The sequence below is a fragment of the Rhizobacter fulvus genome (genome assembly GCF_964020785.1).
In genome coordinates this window covers 4397635-4416188 of the sequence record NZ_OZ224516.1, presented here as the reverse complement: position 1 = coordinate 4416188, position 18554 = coordinate 4397635, and the positions used below count along the sequence as shown (strand labels likewise).

Here is an 18554-nt window from a genome sequence, read left to right as displayed (position 1 = left end):
CTCAGGCCCTCTCGACCGTCAACGCGCCGAACATCGGGCCGAGCGCGGCGGTGTCCGGATGGCCGGCGGGCACGCGCACGGCCGTGGGCGCCAGCGTGGCATCGACGCGCGCCGGCAGGATCGCCGAAGCGCTGCCTTGCGAGATCCGCACCTTGTCGCCGTCGTTCAGCCCCAGCTGCGCCCACAAGGCAGTCGGCAGGCTGGCTTGCGGCGCACGCGCGTCGGTCGTCAGCTGCAGCGAGGTCGCGCGGCGCACCAGCGCATCGGTCGAATAGATCGGCACGTCGGCGATCCGCTCGAAACCGGCGGGCGCCGGCGTCGCCGTGGCGTTCGACGCGCCCTTGGCGCCCAGGCGCGCGGCGATCGTGGTCACGTCGCCCAGCGCCTCGGCACGCACTTCTTCCGAGGTCTCGAAGTCGAAGCCTTCGAGCTCCAGCAGGTTGCCGAGCACGCGCAGCACCTTCCAGGCCGGGCGCGTTTCGCCCAGGCCCCGCACGACGCCGTGGAAGCCCTGCACACGACCCTCGGCGTTGACGAAGGTGCCGGAGGTCTCGGTGAACGGCGCGGTCGGCAGCAGTACGTCGGCCACGTCGTGCGCGACGTTCTTGAACGGCGTCATCACGACCACCATCTCGGCGGCCTGCATCGCGGCGCTGGCAGCCGCGGCGTTCGCAGCGTCCAGCGCCGGCTCGACGTTCAGCAGCAGGCAGGCCTTGAGCGCGGGGCCGTCGAGCATCGCCGCGGCGTTCATGCCGCCGTTCTCGGGCCATGCGCCGACGAGTTGGGCGCCAACCGTGTTGGCGGCTTCGGTCAGGTAGCCGACGCTCGCGCCGGTCTGCGCGCCGATCCAGTCGGCGACCGTCAGCAAGGCCTGGGCCTGCGGATGCTGCGCGGCAGCGTTGCCGAGCAGCACGGCCTTGCGCTCGCCGCCGAGCAGGGATGCGGCGATCGACTTGGCCGTGTCGGTGACCTCACCCGCCAGCGGTGCCGACGCGCCGGTCGTTGCGCCGATCGCCGCAGCGATGTCGGCCAAGGCCTGGAGCCAGCCGCTCGGCGCGACCGAGGTCTGTGACGCCATCGGCATCAGCCAGTCGTCGTGCGCCGCGTTCAGGCTGTGCACCTGGCCCCCCTTGCGGGCGGCCTGGCGAATGCGCTGCGCGAACAGCGGATGGTCCTTGCGCAGGAACGAGCCAACGACCAAGACGCGCTGCAGGTTGCTGAGCGATGCGATCGTCGTGCCGAGCCAGCGCACGCCCTTCGATGCGGTGAAGTCGGCGTGGCGCAGCCGATGATCGATGTTGTCGCTGCCCAGGCCGCGCACCAGCTTCGCCAGCAGGTGCAGTTCCTCGACGGTACTGGTCGCCGACGCGAGCGCGCCGATGCTGCGCGCGCCGTGGTCGACGCTGATCTGCGTCAGGCCGCGGCTCACGTACTCGAGCGCGGTCGACCAGTCGACCGCCTTCCAGGCGCCGCCCTGCTTGATCATCGGCGTGGTCAGGCGGTCGGTTCCGTTCAGCGCCTCGTACGAGAAGCGATCGCGGTCGGCGATCCAGCACTCGTTGACGTCTTCGTTCTCGAGCGGCAGCACGCGCATGACCTGGTTGGCCTTGACCTGGACGATCAGGTTGGTGCCGGTGCTGTCGTGCGGGCTCACGCTCTTGCGGCGCGACAGTTCCCAGGTGCGGGCGCTGTAGCGGAACGGCTTGCTGGTCAGCGCGCCGACCGGGCAGACGTCGATCATGTTGCCCGACAGTTCCGAGTCGATCGTCTCGCCGGCGATGGTCGTGATCTCGGAGTGTTCGCCGCGATGGATCATTCCCAGCTCCATCACGCCGGCCACTTCCTGGCCGAAGCGCACGCAGCGGGTGCAGTGGATGCAGCGGCTCATCTCTTCCATCGAGATCAGCGGGCCGACGTTCTTGTGGAAGACGACGCGCTTTTCTTCGTCGTAGCGCGTGCTCGACGCCCCGTAGCCGACCGCCAGGTCCTGCAACTGGCACTCGCCGCCCTGGTCGCAGATCGGGCAGTCGAGCGGGTGGTTGATCAGCAGGAACTCCATCACGCCCTTCTGGGCCTGGAGCGCCTTCGGGCTCTTGGTGCGCACGATCATGCCCTGCGTCACCGGCGTGGCGCAGGCCGGCATCGGCTTCGGTGCCTTCTCGACGTCGACCAGACACATGCGGCAGTTGGCCGCGATGCTGAGCTTCTTGTGATAGCAGAAGTGCGGGATGTAGGTGCCGGCGTTGTCGGCGGCATGCATGATCATGCTGCCTTCCGCAACCTCCACCTTCTTGCCGTCGAGTTCGATTTCGATCATGTGTTTACGCGGTGACCGCGACCGGTGCCGCGACCTTCGGGGTCTTGTGCTCGATGAGATGGACGAACTCGTCGCGGAAGTGCTTGATCATCGCGCGCACCGGCATCGCCGCGGCGTCGCCCAACGCGCAGATCGTGCGGCCCTGGATGTTGTCGGACACGGAGTTCAGCAGGTCGATGTCCTGCATGCGGCCCTCGCCCTTGGCGATGCGGTCGACCATGCGGTAGAGCCAGCCGGTGCCCTCGCGGCACGGCGTGCACTGGCCGCAGCTCTCGTGCATGTAGAAGTAGCTCAGGCGCAGCAGGCTCTTGACCATGCAGCGGGTGTCGTCCATCACGATCACCGCGCCGGAGCCGAGCATCGAGCCGGCCTTGGCGATGGCGTCGTAGTCCATGGTCAGCTCGTTCATGATCGCCGCCGGCAGCACCGGCGCCGACGAGCCGCCCGGGATCACCGCCTTCAGCGTCCGACCTTCGCGCACGCCGCCGGCGAGCTCGAGCAGCTTGCTGAACGGCGTGCCGAGCGGAACTTCGAAGTTGCCTGGGTTGCGGACGTCACCGACGACCGAGAAGATCTTGGTGCCGCCGTTGTTCGGCTTGCCGATCGCGAGGTACGGTTCACCGCCGTTGCGGATGATCCACGGCACCGCCGCGAAGGTCTCGGTGTTGTTGATCGTCGTCGGCTTGCCATAGAGACCGTAGCTCGCCGGGAACGGCGGCTTGAAGCGCGGCTGGCCCTTCTTGCCTTCGAGCGATTCGAGCAGCGCGGTCTCCTCGCCGCAGATGTAGGCGCCGAAGCCGTGCGCGGCGTGCAGCTGGAAGCTGAAGTTCGAGCCGACGATGTTGTCGCCGAGGTAGCCGGCGGCGCGCGCTTCTTCGAGCGCCTCTTCGAAACGGTCGTAGACCTCGAAGATCTCGCCGTGGATGTAGTTGTACGCGGTCTTGATGCCCATCGCGTAAGCCGCGATCGCCATGCCTTCGATGACGATGTGCGGGTTGAACATCAGGATGTCGCGGTCCTTGCAGGTGCCGGGCTCGCCTTCGTCCGAGTTGCAGACGAGGTACTTCGGCCCCGGGTACATGCGCGGCATGAAGCTCCACTTCAGGCCGGTCGGGAAGCCCGCGCCGCCGCGGCCGCGCAGGCCCGAGGCCTTGACCTCGGCGATGACCTGCTCGGGCGTCATGCCCTTGCCCTCGCCGGCTTCGAGGATCTTGCGCAGCGCCTGGTAGCCGCCGCGCGCCTCGTAGTCCTTCAGACGCCAGTTCTCGCCGTCGAGGCCGTCATAGATTTGCGCACCGATGTGCTTGCCGTGGAAGCAGGTCTCTGCGCCCGTGGCCTGGAACTTCGAGAGGTCGACGGTTGCGTTCTTCATGCCTTGGCCGCCTTCAGTGTCTCCACGAGCTCGTCCAGCCGCACGTTGCTCATGAAGCTGACCATCTGCCGGTCGTTGACCAGCATCACCGGTGCGTCGGCGCAGGCGCCGAGGCATTCGCTCTTCTGCACCGTGAACAGGCCGTCGGCCGTGGTGCCGCCCTCTTCCACACCCAGCTTGTGGCACAGGTGATCGAGCGCCTGCTGGCCGTCGCGCAACTGGCACGGCAGGTTGGTGCAGACGTTGAGCTTGAACTGCCCCAGCGGCTGCTGGTTGTACATGTTGTAGAAGGTCGTGACCTCGTGCACCGCGATCGGCGGCATGCCCAGGTATTCGGCGATCGCCTTTTCGCTCTCGAGCGAGACGTGCCCCTGTTCCTGCTGCACGATCGCAAGGCAGGCCATCACGGCCGACTGCGCCTGATCGGCCGGGTACTTCGCCACTTCCTTCGCGAAGCGGGCGCGTGTGGATTCCGTGATCACCGGTCGATCTCTCCGAAAACGATGTCCATCGTGCCGATCAGCGCGACCGCGTCGGCAATCATGTGGCCGCGCGACAGTTCGTCGAGCGAGGCCAGGTGCGGGAAGCCGGGCGGACGGATCTTCAGCCGGTACGGCTTGTTCGCGCCGTCGCTGATGATGTAGATGCCGAATTCGCCCTTCGGATGCTCGACCGCCGCATAGGCCTCGCCCTCGGGCACGTGGAAGCCCTCGGTGAACAGCTTGAAGTGGTGGATCAGGTCTTCCATGCCCGACTTCATGTCGAGCCGCGACGGTGGCGCCACCTTGTGGTTGTCGGTGATGACCGGGCCCGGGTTCGCCCGCAGCCAGGTCACGCACTGCTGGATGATGCGATTCGCCTGGCGCATCTCCTCGACGCGCACCAGGTAGCGGTCGTAGGTGTCGCCGTTGACGCCGAGCGCCACGTCGAAATCCATCTTGTCGTAGACGTCGTACGGCTGGTGCTTGCGCAGGTCCCACAGCACGCCGGAGCCGCGCAGCATCGGGCCGGTGAAGCCGAGGTTCAACGCGCGCTCGGGCGTGACGACGCCGATGCCGACGGTGCGCTGCTTCCAGATGCGGTTGTCGGTCAGCAGCGTCTCGTAGTCGTCGACGTTCTTCGGGAAACGCCTGCAGAAGTCGTCGATGAAGTCGAGCAGCGAGCCCTGGCGGTTGTCGTTCATCCGCGCCAGCGATTTGGCGTTGCGGATCTTCGACGCCTTGTACTGCGGCATCGAGTCCGGCAGGTCGCGGTAGACACCGCCCGGGCGGTAGTAGGCGGCGTGCATGCGCGCGCCGGAAACCGCCTCGTACATGTCGAACAGATCTTCGCGCTCGCGGAAGCAGTAGATGAGCATGTTCATCGCACCGCAGTCCAGCCCGTGCGCGCCCAGCCACATCAGGTGGTTCAGCAGCCTCGTGATCTCGTCGAACATCACGCGGATGTACTGCGCGCGGATGGGCACGTCGATGCCGAGCAACCGCTCGATCGCGAGGCAGTAGGCGTGCTCGTTGGACATCATCGACACGTAGTCGAGGCGGTCCATGTACGGCAGCGACTGGATGAAGGTCTTGCTCTCGGCCAGCTTCTCGGTCGCGCGGTGCAGCAGGCCGATGTGCGGATCGGCGCGCTGGATCACCTCGCCGTCGAGCTCGAGCACGAGGCGCAGCACACCGTGCGCAGCCGGGTGCTGCGGGCCGAAGTTCAGGGTGTAGTTCTTGATGTCAGCCATCAGTGAAGGCCACCGTAGTTGTCTTCGCGGATGATGCGCGGCGTGATCTCGCGAGGTTCGATCGTCACCGGCTGGTAGATCACACGCTTTTGCTCGTCGTCGTAGCGCATCTCGACGTGACCGGACACCGGGAAGTCCTTGCGGAACGGGTGGCCGATGAAGCCGTAGTCGGTCAGGATGCGGCGCAGGTCGCTGTGGCCTTCGAAGATGATGCCGTAGAGGTCGAACGCTTCGCGCTCGAACCAGTTGCACGAACTCCAGACCTCGGTGAGCGAGGCGACCATCGGCACGTCGTCATCGGCGCAGAACACCTTCAGGCGCACGCGCCAGTTCTTCGAGACCGACAGCAGGTGCGAGACGACGCAGAAGCGCGGCCCTTCCCAGTCCTGGTCGCGGTAGCTCGAGTAGTCGACGCCGCACAGGTCGATCAGCTGCTCGAACTTCAGATCGGCATGGTCGCGCAGGGTCTGCGCGACGCCCAGGTAGTCGACAGCGGCTACGGTCAGGGTCAGCTCGCCGCGGTCGCGCACCAGCTTCTTGACGCGCTCGCCGAGCACGGCCGCCAGCGCGGCCTCGAGGATGTCGATCTTCATTGGCGCCCCCACCGGCGCAGCGCGCCGAGCCCCCCAAGGGGGCGTTCGCATGTCTTGAGACGGCTCGGCGACATGCTCATGCGCGGGCGATCGTGTTCTCGCGGCGGATCTTCGCCTGCAGTTGCAGCACGCCGTAGAGCAGCGCTTCGGCCGTCGGCGGGCAGCCGGGCACGTAGACGTCGACCGGCACGATGCGATCGCAGCCGCGCACGACCGAGTAGCTGTAGTGGTAGTAGCCGCCGCCGTTGGCGCACGACCCCATCGAGATCACCCAGCGCGGCTCGGCCATCTGGTCGTAGACCTTGCGCAGCGCCGGCGCCATCTTGTTGCACAGCGTGCCGGCGACGATCATCAGATCGCTCTGCCGCGGGCTGGGCCGGAACAGCATGCCGAAGCGGTCGATGTCGTAGCGCGCCGCGCCGGCGTGCATCATCTCGACCGCGCAGCACGCGAGGCCGAAGGTCATCGGCCACAGCGAACCGGTCTTGGACCAGTTGATCAGGGTATCGACACTGGTCGTGACGAAGCCCTCTTTGAGTACGCCTTCAATGCCCATGCTGTTGCTCTCTGGTCAGTCGCCCGATCATTCCCAATCGAGCGCACCCTTCTTCCACTCGTACGCGAAGCCGACGACGAGGATGCCGAGGAACAGCATCATGGCCCAGAAGCCCGCGCTGCCGATCTCGCGCAGCGACACTGCCCACGGGAAGAGAAATGCGATCTCGAGGTCGAACAGGATGAACAGGATCGCGACGAGGTAGTAGCGCACGTCGAACTTCATGCGCGCGTCCTCGAACGCCTCGAAGCCGCATTCGTACGGCGAGTTCTTCGCCTTGTCGGGCCGGTTCGGCCCCATCAGGAATCCGAGCACCTGGGGCGCCACGCCCACTGCTGCACCGATCAGGATGAACAGGATGACGGGCAGGTAGGGTTCCAGATTCATGGGTCACTGCAGGCCCGCGAGAGCCTGCGATAGCTGGAGCGGATCGACCTCGACGCACCCGCGCGAGCGGGGCACTTCGGGATCGAGCAATTTTGGTGCCGTCGGCGAGACTCGAACTCGCACAGCTTTCGCCACTACCCCCTCAAGATAGCGTGTCTACCAATTTCACCACGACGGCCAAGTTCGAACTTCCGATGCGAAATTCTTGCCTGAATCACCTTCCGGATTGCATGAGGACTCGCTCACCGGACAGCTTCGCATTCTAACCTCAAAGACCCGCGATTTCGCCGGTGCGCTGCACTGCAGCAACCAGGCGACGCCCCGTGCGGGGCATGCGGGCGATGGGCTTTACTTGGTCGGCACCGCACCCGCACCCGAGGCCTGAGGCGCTGGCGCCACGGCGGCCGAAGCGGCAGGCGCGATGCCAGCCGGAGCACTTGCGGCACCGGGCACCTGGGCGGCGCCGGTCAGCGTCACGCTTGCGGCAGGCGCGGCGCTGGCCGGGCGGTCCAGCACGCTGCCGGTCGACGGGCGGGCGCGGTCGTTCGAGTAGAACGCCAGCGCCAGCGTGCAGGCGAAGAACACCGCCGCACAGACCGCCGTCGAGCGCGACATGAAGTTCGCGCTGCCGGTCGCGCCGAACAGGCTGCCGGACGCGCCGCTGCCGAACGATGCGCCCATGTCGGCGCCCTTGCCATGCTGGATCAGGACCAGCCCGATCATCACCAGCGCCGCAATGATCTGCAACGCCACCACCAGGTTCAACAACAGGTTCATTCTTCTGACTCCAAAATTCTTCGGCGCGCCGGCGACCCCGAGGTCAACCGGCCGCGCGACAGATCGCGGCGAAATCGCCCGCCTTCAGCGAGGCGCCGCCGATCAGGCCGCCGTCGATGTCGGGCTGCGCGAACAGCGTGGCCGCGTTGTCGGCCTTGACGCTGCCGCCATAGAGGATCTTCATCGTGTCGGCATGCTCGGTGGCCGCCTTCAGCTGCGCACGCAGCAGCGCATGCACCGCCTGCGCCTGTTCGGGCGACGCGGTCTTGCCAGTGCCGATCGCCCAGACCGGCTCGTACGCGACGACGATCTGCGAGATGCAATGGCCGAGCGTGTGGATCACCGCCGACAGCTGGCGCTTGACGACCGCAGCGGTCTGGTCGGCCTCGCGCTCGGCCAGCGTCTCGCCGACGCAGACGATCGGCGTGATGCGGTGCGCCAGTGCGGCCTTGGCCTTGTCGGCCACGGCCTGGTCGCTCTCGGCGTGATAGGCGCGGCGCTCCGAGTGACCCGCCAGCGCGTAGCGGCAGCCGAACTCGGCCAGCATCGCGGCCGAAACCTCGCCGGTGTAGGCGCCCGATTCGTACGCCGACACGTCCTGCGCCCCCCAGCCGATCGCTTCGCCTTGCAGCGACAACGCGACGTCGCCCAGGTACGGGCTCGGCACGCAGACCGCCACCTCGGCGACCCACGGACCGGCGGCCTTCAGGGCCGCCAGCAGTTCCGCGTTGGTGGCGCGGTTGCCGTTCATCTTCCAGTTGCCGACGACGAGTTTGCGACGCATGGCCGAAGCCTCCGAAATTTGCACCATCACCACTCCAGCACCAGCTTGCCGATGTGCTCGTTCGATTCCATCAGCGTGTGCGCCGCCGCCGCCTGCGCGGCCGGAAACACCTTGAAGATCACCGGCTTGATCGCGCCGGATTCGAGCCACGGCCACACCGTCGCGCGCAGCGAGGCGGCGATCGCCGCCTTGAAGGCGATCGGCCGGGGCCGCAGCGTCGAGCCGGTGATCGTCAGCCGTTTGCGCAGCACGACGCCGGCGTCGATCTGTGCATCCACCCCGCCCTGCACGGCGATGATCACCACCCGGCCATCCTCGGCCAGGCACTTCAGCTCACGCGCGACGTAGTCGCCCGCCACCATGTCGAGCACCACATCGACGCCGCGGCCCGCCGTGAGGCGCATCGCCTCCGCGACGAAGTCGGTCTGTCGATAGTTGATCGCGTGATCGGCGCCGAGTTGCATGCAGGCTGCGCACTTGTCGTCGCTGCCCGCGGTGACGATCACGGTCGCCCCCGCGGCCTTCGCGATCTGGATCGCAGTGACGCCGATGCCGCTGGAGCCGCCCTGGATCAGCAGGGTCTCGCCGGCCTTCAGCTTCGCGCGGTCGAACACGTTCGACCAGACGGTGAAGAAGGTCTCCGGCAGGCTGGCGGCCTCGATGTCGCTCAGCCGCTTCGGCACCGGCAGGCACTGCCCGACCGGCGCGACGCAGCGTTCCGCATAGCCACCACCGGCCACCAGCGCACACACGCGGTCGCCGACCTTCAGGCCCGCGGCCGCGAGCGCCTGGGCGTCGCCGCCCTCGATCACGCCCGCGATCTCCAGGCCCGGCAGATCGGACGCACCCGGCGGCACGGGATAGAGGCCCTTGCGCTGCAGTACGTCGGGCCGGTTGACGCCCGACGCCGCGACGCGGATCAGCGCCTCGCCCGCACCCGCGACCGGGTCCGGGCGAGTCACCTCACGAAGCACCTCGGGCGCGCCGAACGACGCGATCTCGATGGCTCTCATCGGGTGCCGATTACTCTTGGACAGGCGCGGGCGCGAACTGCGGCTGCGCGTCGCGGTCGATCAGCGCCTTCATCGACAGCTTGACGCGGCCCTTCTCGTCGGTCTCGAGCACCTTGACCTTGACGATCTGGCCTTCCTTCAGGAAGTCGGTGACCTTCTCGACGCGCTGATGCGCGATCTGGCTGATGTGCAGCAGGCCGTCCTTGCCCGGCATCAGGTTCACGAGCGCGCCGAAGTCGAGGATCTTCGTGACCGGGCCTTCGTAGACTTTGCCGATCTCGACTTCCGCGGTGATCTCCTCGATGCGCTTCTTCGCGAACGCGGCCTTGTCGGCGTCGGTCGAGGCGATCGTGATCGTGCCGTCTTCGCCGATGTCGATCGTGCAGCCGGTCTCTTCGGTCAGCGCGCGGATCGTCGCGCCGCCCTTGCCGATGATGTCGCGGATCTTCTCCGGGTTGATCTTCATCGAGTACAGACGCGGAGCGAACTGCGAGACCTCGGTGTTGGCGCCGCTCATCGCTTCGGTCATCTTGCCGAGGATGTGCAGGCGTGCTTCCTTGGCCTGCGCCAGGGCGACCTGCATGATCTCCTTCGTGATGCCCTGGATCTTGATGTCCATCTGCAGTGCGGTGATGCCGGCGGTGGTGCCGGCGACCTTGAAGTCCATGTCGCCGAGGTGATCTTCGTCGCCCAGGATGTCGGTCAGCACCGCGAAGCGGTTGCCGTCCTTGATCAGCCCCATCGCGATGCCGGCGACATGCGCCTTCAGCGGCACGCCCGCGTCCATCAGCGCCAGGCAGCCGCCGCAGACCGAGGCCATCGACGACGAACCGTTCGACTCGGTGATCTCGGAAACCACACGCATCGAGTACGGGAAGTCGGCCTGGCTCGGCAGCACCGCGACCAGCGCGCGCTTGGCCAGGCGGCCGTGGCCGATCTCGCGGCGCTTCGGCGTGCCGACGCGGCCGGTCTCGCCGGTGGCGAACGGCGGCATGTTGTAGTGCAGCATGAAGTGCTCGGTGTACTCGCCGGCGAGTGCATCGATTTTCTGCGCGTCGCGCGCGGTGCCGAGCGTGGCGGCGACCAGCGCCTGCGTCTCGCCGCGGGTGAACAGCGCCGAGCCGTGGGCGCGCGGCAGCACGCCGTTGCGGATCTCGATCGCGCGCACGGTGCGGGTGTCGCGGCCGTCGATGCGCGGCTCGCCGTTCAGGATCTGGCTGCGCACGATGCCGGCCTCGATCTCGAACAGCACGTTGTCGAGGTCGACCTTGTCGAACGTGACGCCCTCGCCCTGCAGCGACGCGATGGTCGCGGCGGTCACGGCGCGCGTGGCCTGGGTGCGGGCCTGCTTCGAGCGGATCTGGTAGGCCTCGCGCAGCGGCGCATCGGCCAGGGCCTTGACCTTGGCGATGAACGGCTCGTCCTTGGCGGGCGCGGCCCAGTCCCAGGCCGGCTTGCCGGCGTCACGCACCAGTTCGTGGATCGCGTTGATCGCGATCACGCTCTGCTCGTGGCCGAACACCACGCCGCCGAGCATGATCTCTTCGGAGAGCTGCTGCGCTTCGGATTCGACCATCAGCACGGCGGTCTCGGTGCCGGCGACGATCAGGTCCATCTTCGAGTCGAGCAGCTGGGTCTTGCCCGGGTTCAGCACGTACTGGCCATTGACGTAGCCGACGCGCGCGGCGCCGACCGGGCCGCTGAACGGAATGCCCGAGATCGCCAGCGCGGCCGACGAACCGATCAGCGCGGCGATGTCGGCCGAGACTTCCGGGTTCAGCGACAGCACGTGCACGACGACCTGCACCTCGTTGTAGAAGCCTTCCGGGAACAGCGGGCGCAGCGGGCGGTCGATCAGGCGGGACGTGAGCGTCTCAAGCTCGCTCGGGCGGCCTTCGCGCTTGAAGAAGCTGCCCGGGATCTTGCCGGCGGCGTAGGTCTTCTCGATGTAGTCGACGGTGAGCGGGAAGAAGTCCTGGCCCGGCTTCGGGTTCTTGGCCGCGACGACCGTCGCGAGCACCACCGTGTCCTCGATGTTGACGATGACCGCACCGCCCGCCTGGCGGGAGATCTCACCGGTTTCGAGAATGACGGTGTGCTGACCCCATTGGAAGGTCTTGGTGACTTTGTTGAACATGCTCATGCGTGTCTCTCCGGTTGTGGTGTCGTGTCGGACCCTGAACGCGGAACCTCGGGCGGGATGCCATTCCAGGGGTGCTCTCGGCGGAGAACATCGGTGGAATGACACAGCAGCGCCAGCAGTTCCTGCCCCTGACGGTGGGTCGACAGAAAAACGAAGAGCCTGTGCTGGCGAATTCCAGACAGGCTCTCTTGCTGCAACGTCGGTTACTTGCGCAGACCCAGCTTCTGGATCAGGGCGGTGTAACGCGGAGCGTCGCGGTCCTTCAGGTAGGCCAGCAGGCTCTTGCGCTGGTTGACCATCTTCAGCAGACCCCGGCGACCGTGGTGGTCCTTCATGTGGGTCTTGAAGTGCGGGGTCAGGTCGTTGATGCGGGCCGTCAGGATGGCGACCTGCACTTCGGGCGATCCGGTGTCGCCGGTGCCGCGGGCGTGTTCCGCGACGATGGCGGCCTTGTCGATGGTGGCGTTAGACATTTTCTCGTTTCCAGTTCATGAAACCGAGTCACCCAGCCGTCGCCAAAAGGACGTTGTCGCGGAATGCCACGGTTTCGGTTGCGCTCCCTCCTCTTCGCGAGTCCGGGAGCTCCACTTGCGCACACCGGTGAAACCGACCAGTGGCGTGCCTTTGTTTCGCAGCCACACCATGGTGCGAACGCAAAACCTGCGGATTATAGCCCGAGGAAGGACTTCAGGCGCCCCACCCCCTGCGTCAGGCGTGACGGGTCGCGCGAGGCGAAGCACCAGCGCAGCCAGCCCTCGGCCTCGTCGCCGAACGCCGCGCCGGGTGCCAGGCCCAGGCCGGCCTCGACGACCAGGCGCTTGGCCAGGGCCAGCGAGTCGTCGTGGCCGTCGATGCGGAAGAACGCGTACATGCCGCCGTCCGGCGTCGCGACCTGCACGCCCGGCAGCGCCTGGAGCTGCGGCAGCAGCGTGTCGCGGCAGTGCTTGAGCCGCCCGATCAGGCCGGGAACGAAGTCCGCCGCGCCGGCCAGCCCAGCCAGCCCCGCGCGCTGCACGAACACCGGCGCACAGGAGGTGTTGAACTCGATCAGCTTGCCCATCGCCGGCACCAGTGCCGGCGGCAACACCAGCCAGCCGAGCCGCCAGCCGGTCATCAGGAAGCTCTTCGAAAAGCTGTGCGCGACGACCAACCGGTCGTCCGGCTGCGCCACGTCGAGAAAGCTTGGCGCACAAGCGGCCCCCGGCGCGAAGTAGACGCGCTCGTACACCTCGTCCGCGATGATCCAGGTGCCGGTGCGCCGGCAATGCGCGAGGATCGCCTGCTGCTCGGCACGGGTCAGCGTCCAGCCGGTCGGGTTGTTGGGGGCGTTGACCAGCAGCACCCTGGTCTGCGGCGTCACCGCGTCGAGCAGCTGGGCCAGGTCGAGCTGCCAGGCGCCCGCCCTCACGGTCAACGACACGCGCTTGACGTTCGCGCCGAGGATCGCCGGCTGCGCGGTCAGGTTCGGCCACACCGGGACGACGACGACCACCTCGTCGCCCGCGCCGGCGAGCGCCTGCATCGCGAGCATCAGCGCGTTCACGCCCGACGAGGTGACTGCGATGCGGCCCGCATCGATCGGCCCGTGCAACGCCGATGCGTAGGCCGCCAGCGCCTCGCGCAATTCGGGCAAGCCGAGGTTGTGCGCGTAGAAGGTCTCGCCGTCGTTCAGCGAGCGGATCGCGGCGTCGCGGATGAAGGCCGGCGTCGGTTCGTCGCTCTCGCCGAACCAGAACGGCAGCACGTCGGCGCGGCCGAGGCCCGCGTTCGCGACCTCGCGGATCTTCGAGCCGGGGAGTTGTTCGATCACGTCGCGCATCAGAGTCCTTCGGGGCGTTGCATCTGGCAGGTGGTCGCCTGCTCGGTCTGGCGCGGCTCGAAGCGCCGCACCGTGCGGAAGCCGAAGCCGGAGCCCTCATTGTCGTGCGGCACGCCGGCGCTACCGGCCCGCTCCATCACGCTGACGTACAGCGGCTGGATGAACTGATGATCGGCCGCCCGCATCGTGCCCTCGTGCAGCCCGCCCAGGGTGGCCCGATCGACGCTCATGCCCTCGAGCGCCTGCGCGACCGCGACCGCATCGGTGCTGCGCGCGCCCTCGATCGCACCGGCCAGCATCTCGACCATCACCTGCATCCGCGCATGCACGTAGTCGTCAGCCGCCTTCGGGAAGCGTTCGCGGAAGCTGGCATAGAACCGCTCAGACGCCGCGCCGCCGACGTTCGGGTGCCACTCGGCCACTGCCAGCACGCGGTCGACTCCGGCGTCACCGATCGCAGCCGGCGCGCCGAGCGCGTTGCCGTAGAAGGTATAGAAGCGCGCGTCGACGCCCGCCTCGCGCGCCGCCTTGATCAGCAGCGTCAGGTCGTTGCCCCAGTTACCGGTCAGCACCGCCTGCGCGCCGCTGGCCTTGATCTTCGCGGCGTAAGGCAGGAAATCCTTCACCCGACCGAGCGGGTGCAGTTCATCGCCGACGATCCGGATGTCCGGCCGCTCGGCCAGCAGGCTCGCACGCGCCTGCTTGGCCAGCTGCTGACCGAAGCTGTAGTCCTGGCCGATCAGGTACACCTTGTCGATGCGCCGATCGTCGTGCAGAACGTCGGTCAGCGCGGCCAGCCGCATGTCGGCATGCGCATCGAAGCGGAAATGCCAGAAGCTGCACTTCTCGTTCGTCAGCGCCGGGTCGACCGCCGAATAGTTGAGGAACAGCGCGCGCCGCCCCGGCTCGCGCGCGTTGTGCTTGTTCAGCGCGTCGACGAGCACCGCCGCGGCGGACGAGCTGTTGCCCTGCATCACGAAGGCGACGCGCCGATCGAGCGCCGACTTCAGCATCGCCAGCGTCTCCTCGTTGCTGCCCTTGCTGTCGAAGCGCAGCAGTTCGAGCGGCCGCGCACCGCCCGGCAACCAGACGCCGCCGCGTGCGTTGATGCGCTCCACCGCGATCAATAGGTTGCGATGGACCGCCTCGCCGGCGTTGCCGAACGGGCCCGACAGGCCCTCGATCATCGCGATGCGGATCGGCTCGGGTGCGGCGTGTGCGCCCCCGAAGAACAAGCTCGACAACAGCGCGCAGGCGCCCAACACTCTTCGCAGGTTCAGCAATTTCAAGGCCCTTGAAAACAAAAATGCCGCTCCAAATTCAGCGGCATGGTGGCTGCGCGGTGCAGCTTCGAATCCCGATTGTAGGAGCCTCTCATGTTCGTTCTGCCTCTGTCCCGCACCCACTCGCGTGCTGCCTTCGGCCGCGTCGTCGACGACTCGTTCGACCGCTTCTTCCGCAACGCCGTCGTCGCCGAGACTTCGCGCACGCCGGCACTCGACGTGAGCGAGACCGACACCGCCTACATCGTCGCATTCGACGTGCCCGGCGTCACCCGCGAGCAGCTGAAGGTCTCGGTCGAGGGTCGTCGCGTCAGTATCGAGACCGTCGATGTCCCGAAGCCCGACGCCGTTGCCGACGCTCCTCAGGCCGACGCCGCACCGCGCTCGCTCTACCGCGAACGCAGTGTCGCGCGCTATGCCCGTACCGTGAGCCTGCCCGTCGAGGTCGACCAGGCCGCCTCTCAGGCGAAAGTCGAGAACGGCGTGCTGACGCTGACGCTCGCGAAGAAAGTGAAAGCCGGCGCCACCCGGATCGCGATCAACTGAGGGCCGACGCTCAGGCCGCCATCAGCGGCCAGCGCGGCAACACGTTGAACGCGTAGTCGGTCGACTCGGCGGCGCTGCCGCGCTGCAGCCGCATCGCGGCGGCGAGCGCGATCATCGCGCCGTTGTCGGTGCACAGCGCCAGTTCCGGGTAATGGACCCGGATCTGGCGCTTCGCGCATTCGGTATCCAGTTGCTCCCGCAAGCGAGCATTGGCGCCGACGCCACCGGCCACTACGATCCGCGCGCAACCGGTCGCGCGCAACGCCTGCAGCGATTTGCGCACCAGCACGTCGACGATGGCCTGCTGCGTCGCCGCGGCGAGATTGGCCTTGTCCTGCTCGCAGACATTGCCGAGCTTCATGACCTGCGTGCGCACCGCTGTCTTCAATCCAGCGAACGAAAAGTCCAGGTTGCCGCTGTGCAGCAGCGGCCGCGGCAACTCGAACGCACTCGCATCGCCGAATTCCGCCAGCCGCGCCAGCGCCGGTCCCCCGGGGTAGCCGAGCCCCAGCAACTTGGCGGACTTGTCGAAGGCTTCACCCGCTGCATCGTCGATCGTCTCCCCGAGCAGCGCGTACCGGCCGACATCGTCGACCCGCATGAGTTGCGTGTGGCCGCCGGAAACAAGCAGCGCGACGAACGGGAACTGCGGCGGGTCGGCCGACAGGAACGGCGAGAGCAGGTGCCCCTCGAGATGGTGCACGCCGATGGCCGGCCGTTGCAGCGCAGCCGCGAGTGCGCTGGCCACGCCGGCGCCCACCAGCAGCGCGCCGGCCAGACCCGGACCGCGCGTGAACGCGACATAGTCCACATCGTCCAGCGTCGCACCCGCTTCGCTCATCACCTGACGGGCCAGCGGCAGCACGCGCCGGATGTGGTCCCGCGAGGCCAGTTCGGGCACCACGCCGCCATAGGCCTGGTGCATGTCGATCTGGCTGTGCAGCGCATGGGCGCGCAGCAGCGGCGTGCCCTCGCCCGCCGCCTCGACCAGCGCGACGCCGGTCTCATCGCAGGACGATTCGATTCCCAGGATGTTCATGAGCGGGAGTTTAGGTGGCGCGGTCCGGTGCCGCCCGACCGTCACCTCGCGTGGGTGTTGCCGCCCCCGGGCACGCTGCGCAGGTCCTGCGCGACCTTGCCGTCGTTCAACACGATCACGCGGCTCGCGGAGGCGATCGTCTCCGGGCGGTGCGCGACGATGATGCGCGTGAGCTGCAGACGCCGAATGCCCTGGTTCACTTCGCGCTCGCGCTCGACGTCGAGCGCGCTGGTGGCCTCGTCGAGGAACAGGATCTTCGGCCGCTTGTAGAGCGCCCGGGCGAGCAGGATGCGCTGCCGCTGGCCACCCGAGATGCTGGCGCCCATGTCGCCGATCAGGGTGTGGAAGCCCATCGGCATCGCCTCGATCTCGTCGATCACCGCGGCGGTGCGGGCGCATTCGGCGATCCAGTGCGGATCGGCCTGCGGGTCGAAGAAGCTGATGTTGTCGCCGATCGAGCCGGCGAACAGCTGGTCGTCCTGCATCACGGTGCCGATCATGTCGCGCCAGGCGCGCAGCCCGACCCGCGCCAGCGGCACGCCGCCGACGCGGATCTCGCCGGCCTGCGGCGTGTGCACGCCCAGCATCAGCTTCAGCAGCGTCGTCTTGCCGCAGCCGGACGGTCCGACGATTGCGACCGATTCGCCCGGCTCGATCTGCAGGCTCAGACCGCGCAGCACCGCCGGCTCGGATTCGGCATACGCGAACTGGACGCCGCGCAACTCCAGCCGGACCGGCGCGTCGTCGAGCGGTGCGCCGAACTCGAGCTGCGGCTCGGGGGCGGTGAGCACGATGTCGGCCAGTCGCTCGCCCTGCAGCTTCAGCATGCGGACCTCGACCCACTTGTCGATCAGGCCGCTGATGCGGGTGGCGAACTGCTCCTTGTAGGCGATGAACGCGAACAGCATGCCGATCGAGAAGCTGCGGTCCATCACGAGCAGCGCACCGACCCAGACGATCGCGACCCGCTCGATGCCGAACACCAGCTTGTGGCCGACGCTGAATGCCAGGTCGAGCTTGCGCGTCGCGATGTTCGCATTCATCGAATCGACGACCAGGTTCATGAACCTCGCCTGGCGGTCTTCCTGCCGGTTGAACAGCTTGATGGACTGCACGCCGCGCAGCGACTCGAGGAAGTGGCTGGCGCGCTTGGCCTCGAAGATGATCGATTCCTCGGTCGCATCGCGCAGCGGGCGGAAGAACGCCCAGCGCAATGCGGCGTAGACGAGGACGGCGCCGACGGCGATCGCGGTCAGCGTGGTGCTGTAGACCGCCATCATCGCCAGCGTCACGACGACCAGCAACCCGTCGAGCACGGCTTCGATGAAGCTGGTGGTGAGCGTCTGCTGGATCTTCTGGATCGCGCCGAAGCGCGACATCACATCGCCGGTGTGGCGCTTCTCGAACCAGGAAACCGGCAGCCGCATCAGGTGCGCGAACACGTTCGCGAGCCACTGCAGGTTCAGCGTCGTCGACAGGTGCAGCACGGCCCACGAGCGGATCGCGCCAGTCGCCACCTGGAACAGCACCAGCAGCCCGAAGCCCACTCCGAGCGTGACGAGCAGGTCGCGGTCGAGGCTGACGAGCACGCTGTCGACCACCCACTGCATGAAAAACGGCGTCAGCAGCAGGAACGCCTCGAGCGCCAGCGCGAGCGCGAAGATCTGCAGCAGCGAGCGCCGCAGGCCGGTGACGCGGCCGAGCAGCTGGCGCAGCGTCACGGTCTGGCGCTCGGTGCGCGGCTTGAATTCGGCCTGCGGCGTCAGCTCGAGCACCACGCCGGTGAAGTGCCTCGACACCTCGGCGAGCGACAGGCGCCGCACCCCGCGCGCCGGATCGTGGATCACCGCGACGCCGCGGTTCACCTCTTTCAACACCACGAAGTGATTCAGGTCCCAGTGCAGGATGCAGGGCAGCACCAGACCGGGCAGGTGTGCCATCTCGGCCCGCAGCGCGCGCGAGTTGAACTGCAGGCTCCCGGCCAGGCGCACCAGGTCGGCCATCGTCGAGCCCTTCAGCGACATCGGGAAACGCTTGCGCAGGCTCGGCAGATCGCTGTCCAGCCCGTGATGCGCGGCGACCATCGCGATGCAGGCCAGTCCGCATTCGGCGGCCTCGGTCTGCAGCACCATCGGCAGGCGGCTGGCACCGATGCCGATGCGCAGTCCTTCGAGCCAGCGGGGCGGCGACATC

General features: G+C 67.6%; 17 protein-coding genes and 1 tRNA gene. 1 reads left to right on the top strand and 17 read right to left on the bottom strand.

Annotated elements, in window-relative coordinates; genetic code table 11:
* Position 1 precedes the first annotated feature (1 nt).
* The 15 genes from nuoG to ACWH49_RS20995 form a co-directional block, all read right to left on the bottom strand.
* The gene (gene nuoG / locus ACWH49_RS21065) at positions 2-2317 is read right to left on the bottom strand and encodes an NADH-quinone oxidoreductase subunit NuoG (protein WP_448173244.1); all 2316 of its coding nucleotides are present in this window, start codon (positions 2315-2317) and stop codon (positions 2-4) included.
* Between the two features lie 4 nt (positions 2318-2321).
* Entirely contained in the window at positions 2322-3689 is a 1368-nt protein-coding gene (nuoF, locus tag ACWH49_RS21060) for an NADH-quinone oxidoreductase subunit NuoF (protein ID WP_448173243.1), read from the bottom strand.
* Complete coding sequence (locus ACWH49_RS21055; RefSeq protein WP_448173242.1) at positions 3686-4171, bottom strand: NADH-quinone oxidoreductase subunit NuoE family protein; 486 nt, start codon at positions 4169-4171, stop codon at positions 3686-3688. Before ACWH49_RS21055 ends, nuoF begins: the two co-directional genes overlap by 4 nt.
* Positions 4168-5421 carry an NADH-quinone oxidoreductase subunit D gene (locus ACWH49_RS21050; RefSeq protein WP_448173241.1) on the bottom strand — a complete coding sequence of 418 codons (1254 nt, stop codon included), beginning with the start codon at positions 5419-5421 and terminating at the stop codon, positions 4168-4170. The genes ACWH49_RS21055 and ACWH49_RS21050 overlap by 4 nt, the downstream gene beginning before the upstream one ends.
* Entirely contained in the window at positions 5421-6014 is a 594-nt protein-coding gene (locus ACWH49_RS21045) for an NADH-quinone oxidoreductase subunit C (protein WP_448173240.1), read from the bottom strand. The genes ACWH49_RS21050 and ACWH49_RS21045 overlap by 1 nt, the downstream gene beginning before the upstream one ends.
* A 76-nt stretch (positions 6015-6090) precedes the next feature.
* The gene (locus ACWH49_RS21040; RefSeq protein WP_056468617.1) at positions 6091-6570 is read right to left on the bottom strand and encodes a NuoB/complex I 20 kDa subunit family protein; all 480 of its coding nucleotides are present in this window, start codon (positions 6568-6570) and stop codon (positions 6091-6093) included.
* A 27-nt stretch (positions 6571-6597) separates the two neighbouring features.
* Positions 6598-6957 carry an NADH-quinone oxidoreductase subunit A gene (locus ACWH49_RS21035; RefSeq protein WP_448173239.1) on the bottom strand — a complete coding sequence of 120 codons (360 nt, stop codon included), beginning with the start codon at positions 6955-6957 and terminating at the stop codon, positions 6598-6600.
* Positions 6958-7050: 93 nt separating this feature from the next.
* Positions 7051-7135: transfer RNA gene (locus ACWH49_RS21030), tRNA-Leu, on the bottom strand.
* A gap of 170 nt (positions 7136-7305) precedes the next feature.
* On the bottom strand, positions 7306-7734 hold the full coding sequence (secG, locus tag ACWH49_RS21025; RefSeq protein WP_448173238.1) for a preprotein translocase subunit SecG: 429 nt from the start codon (positions 7732-7734) through the stop codon (positions 7306-7308).
* A 43-nt stretch (positions 7735-7777) separates the two neighbouring features.
* Positions 7778-8518, bottom strand: coding sequence for a triose-phosphate isomerase (gene tpiA, locus ACWH49_RS21020; protein WP_448173237.1), 741 nt, complete (start codon positions 8516-8518; stop codon positions 7778-7780).
* A gap of 26 nt (positions 8519-8544) precedes the next feature.
* Positions 8545-9531, bottom strand: coding sequence for an NAD(P)H-quinone oxidoreductase (locus ACWH49_RS21015; RefSeq protein WP_448173236.1), 987 nt, complete (start codon positions 9529-9531; stop codon positions 8545-8547).
* A 10-nt stretch (positions 9532-9541) separates the two neighbouring features.
* Entirely contained in the window at positions 9542-11674 is a 2133-nt protein-coding gene (gene pnp, locus ACWH49_RS21010) for a polyribonucleotide nucleotidyltransferase (protein ID WP_448173235.1), read from the bottom strand.
* Positions 11675-11877: 203 nt separating this feature from the next.
* Positions 11878-12147, bottom strand: a complete 270-nt coding sequence (gene rpsO / locus ACWH49_RS21005) for a 30S ribosomal protein S15 (protein WP_056468601.1) — start codon at positions 12145-12147, stop codon at positions 11878-11880.
* A gap of 194 nt (positions 12148-12341) precedes the next feature.
* Positions 12342-13493, bottom strand: a complete 1152-nt coding sequence (locus ACWH49_RS21000; RefSeq protein WP_448173234.1) for a pyridoxal phosphate-dependent aminotransferase — start codon at positions 13491-13493, stop codon at positions 12342-12344.
* The gene (locus ACWH49_RS20995; protein ID WP_448173233.1) at positions 13493-14737 is read right to left on the bottom strand and encodes a branched-chain amino acid ABC transporter substrate-binding protein; all 1245 of its coding nucleotides are present in this window, start codon (positions 14735-14737) and stop codon (positions 13493-13495) included. Before ACWH49_RS20995 ends, ACWH49_RS21000 begins: the two co-directional genes overlap by 1 nt.
* A 132-nt stretch (positions 14738-14869) precedes the next feature.
* Here ACWH49_RS20995 and ACWH49_RS20990 point away from each other — a divergent pair, with 132 nt between their 5' ends.
* Positions 14870-15322 carry an Hsp20/alpha crystallin family protein gene (locus ACWH49_RS20990; protein ID WP_448173232.1) on the top strand — a complete coding sequence of 151 codons (453 nt, stop codon included), beginning with the start codon at positions 14870-14872 and terminating at the stop codon, positions 15320-15322.
* A gap of 10 nt (positions 15323-15332) precedes the next feature.
* On the opposite strand, the gene tsaD is transcribed toward ACWH49_RS20990, so the two are convergent.
* Together tsaD and ACWH49_RS20980 are read right to left on the bottom strand one after the other, a co-directional pair.
* Positions 15333-16361: a tRNA (adenosine(37)-N6)-threonylcarbamoyltransferase complex transferase subunit TsaD gene (gene tsaD / locus ACWH49_RS20985; protein WP_448173231.1), complete on the bottom strand. Its 1029-nt coding sequence runs from the start codon at positions 16359-16361 to the stop codon at positions 15333-15335.
* Between the two features lie 41 nt (positions 16362-16402).
* The gene (locus tag ACWH49_RS20980) at positions 16403-18553 is read right to left on the bottom strand and encodes a peptidase domain-containing ABC transporter (RefSeq protein WP_448173230.1); all 2151 of its coding nucleotides are present in this window, start codon (positions 18551-18553) and stop codon (positions 16403-16405) included.
* Between the last annotated feature and the right edge of the window lies 1 nt (position 18554).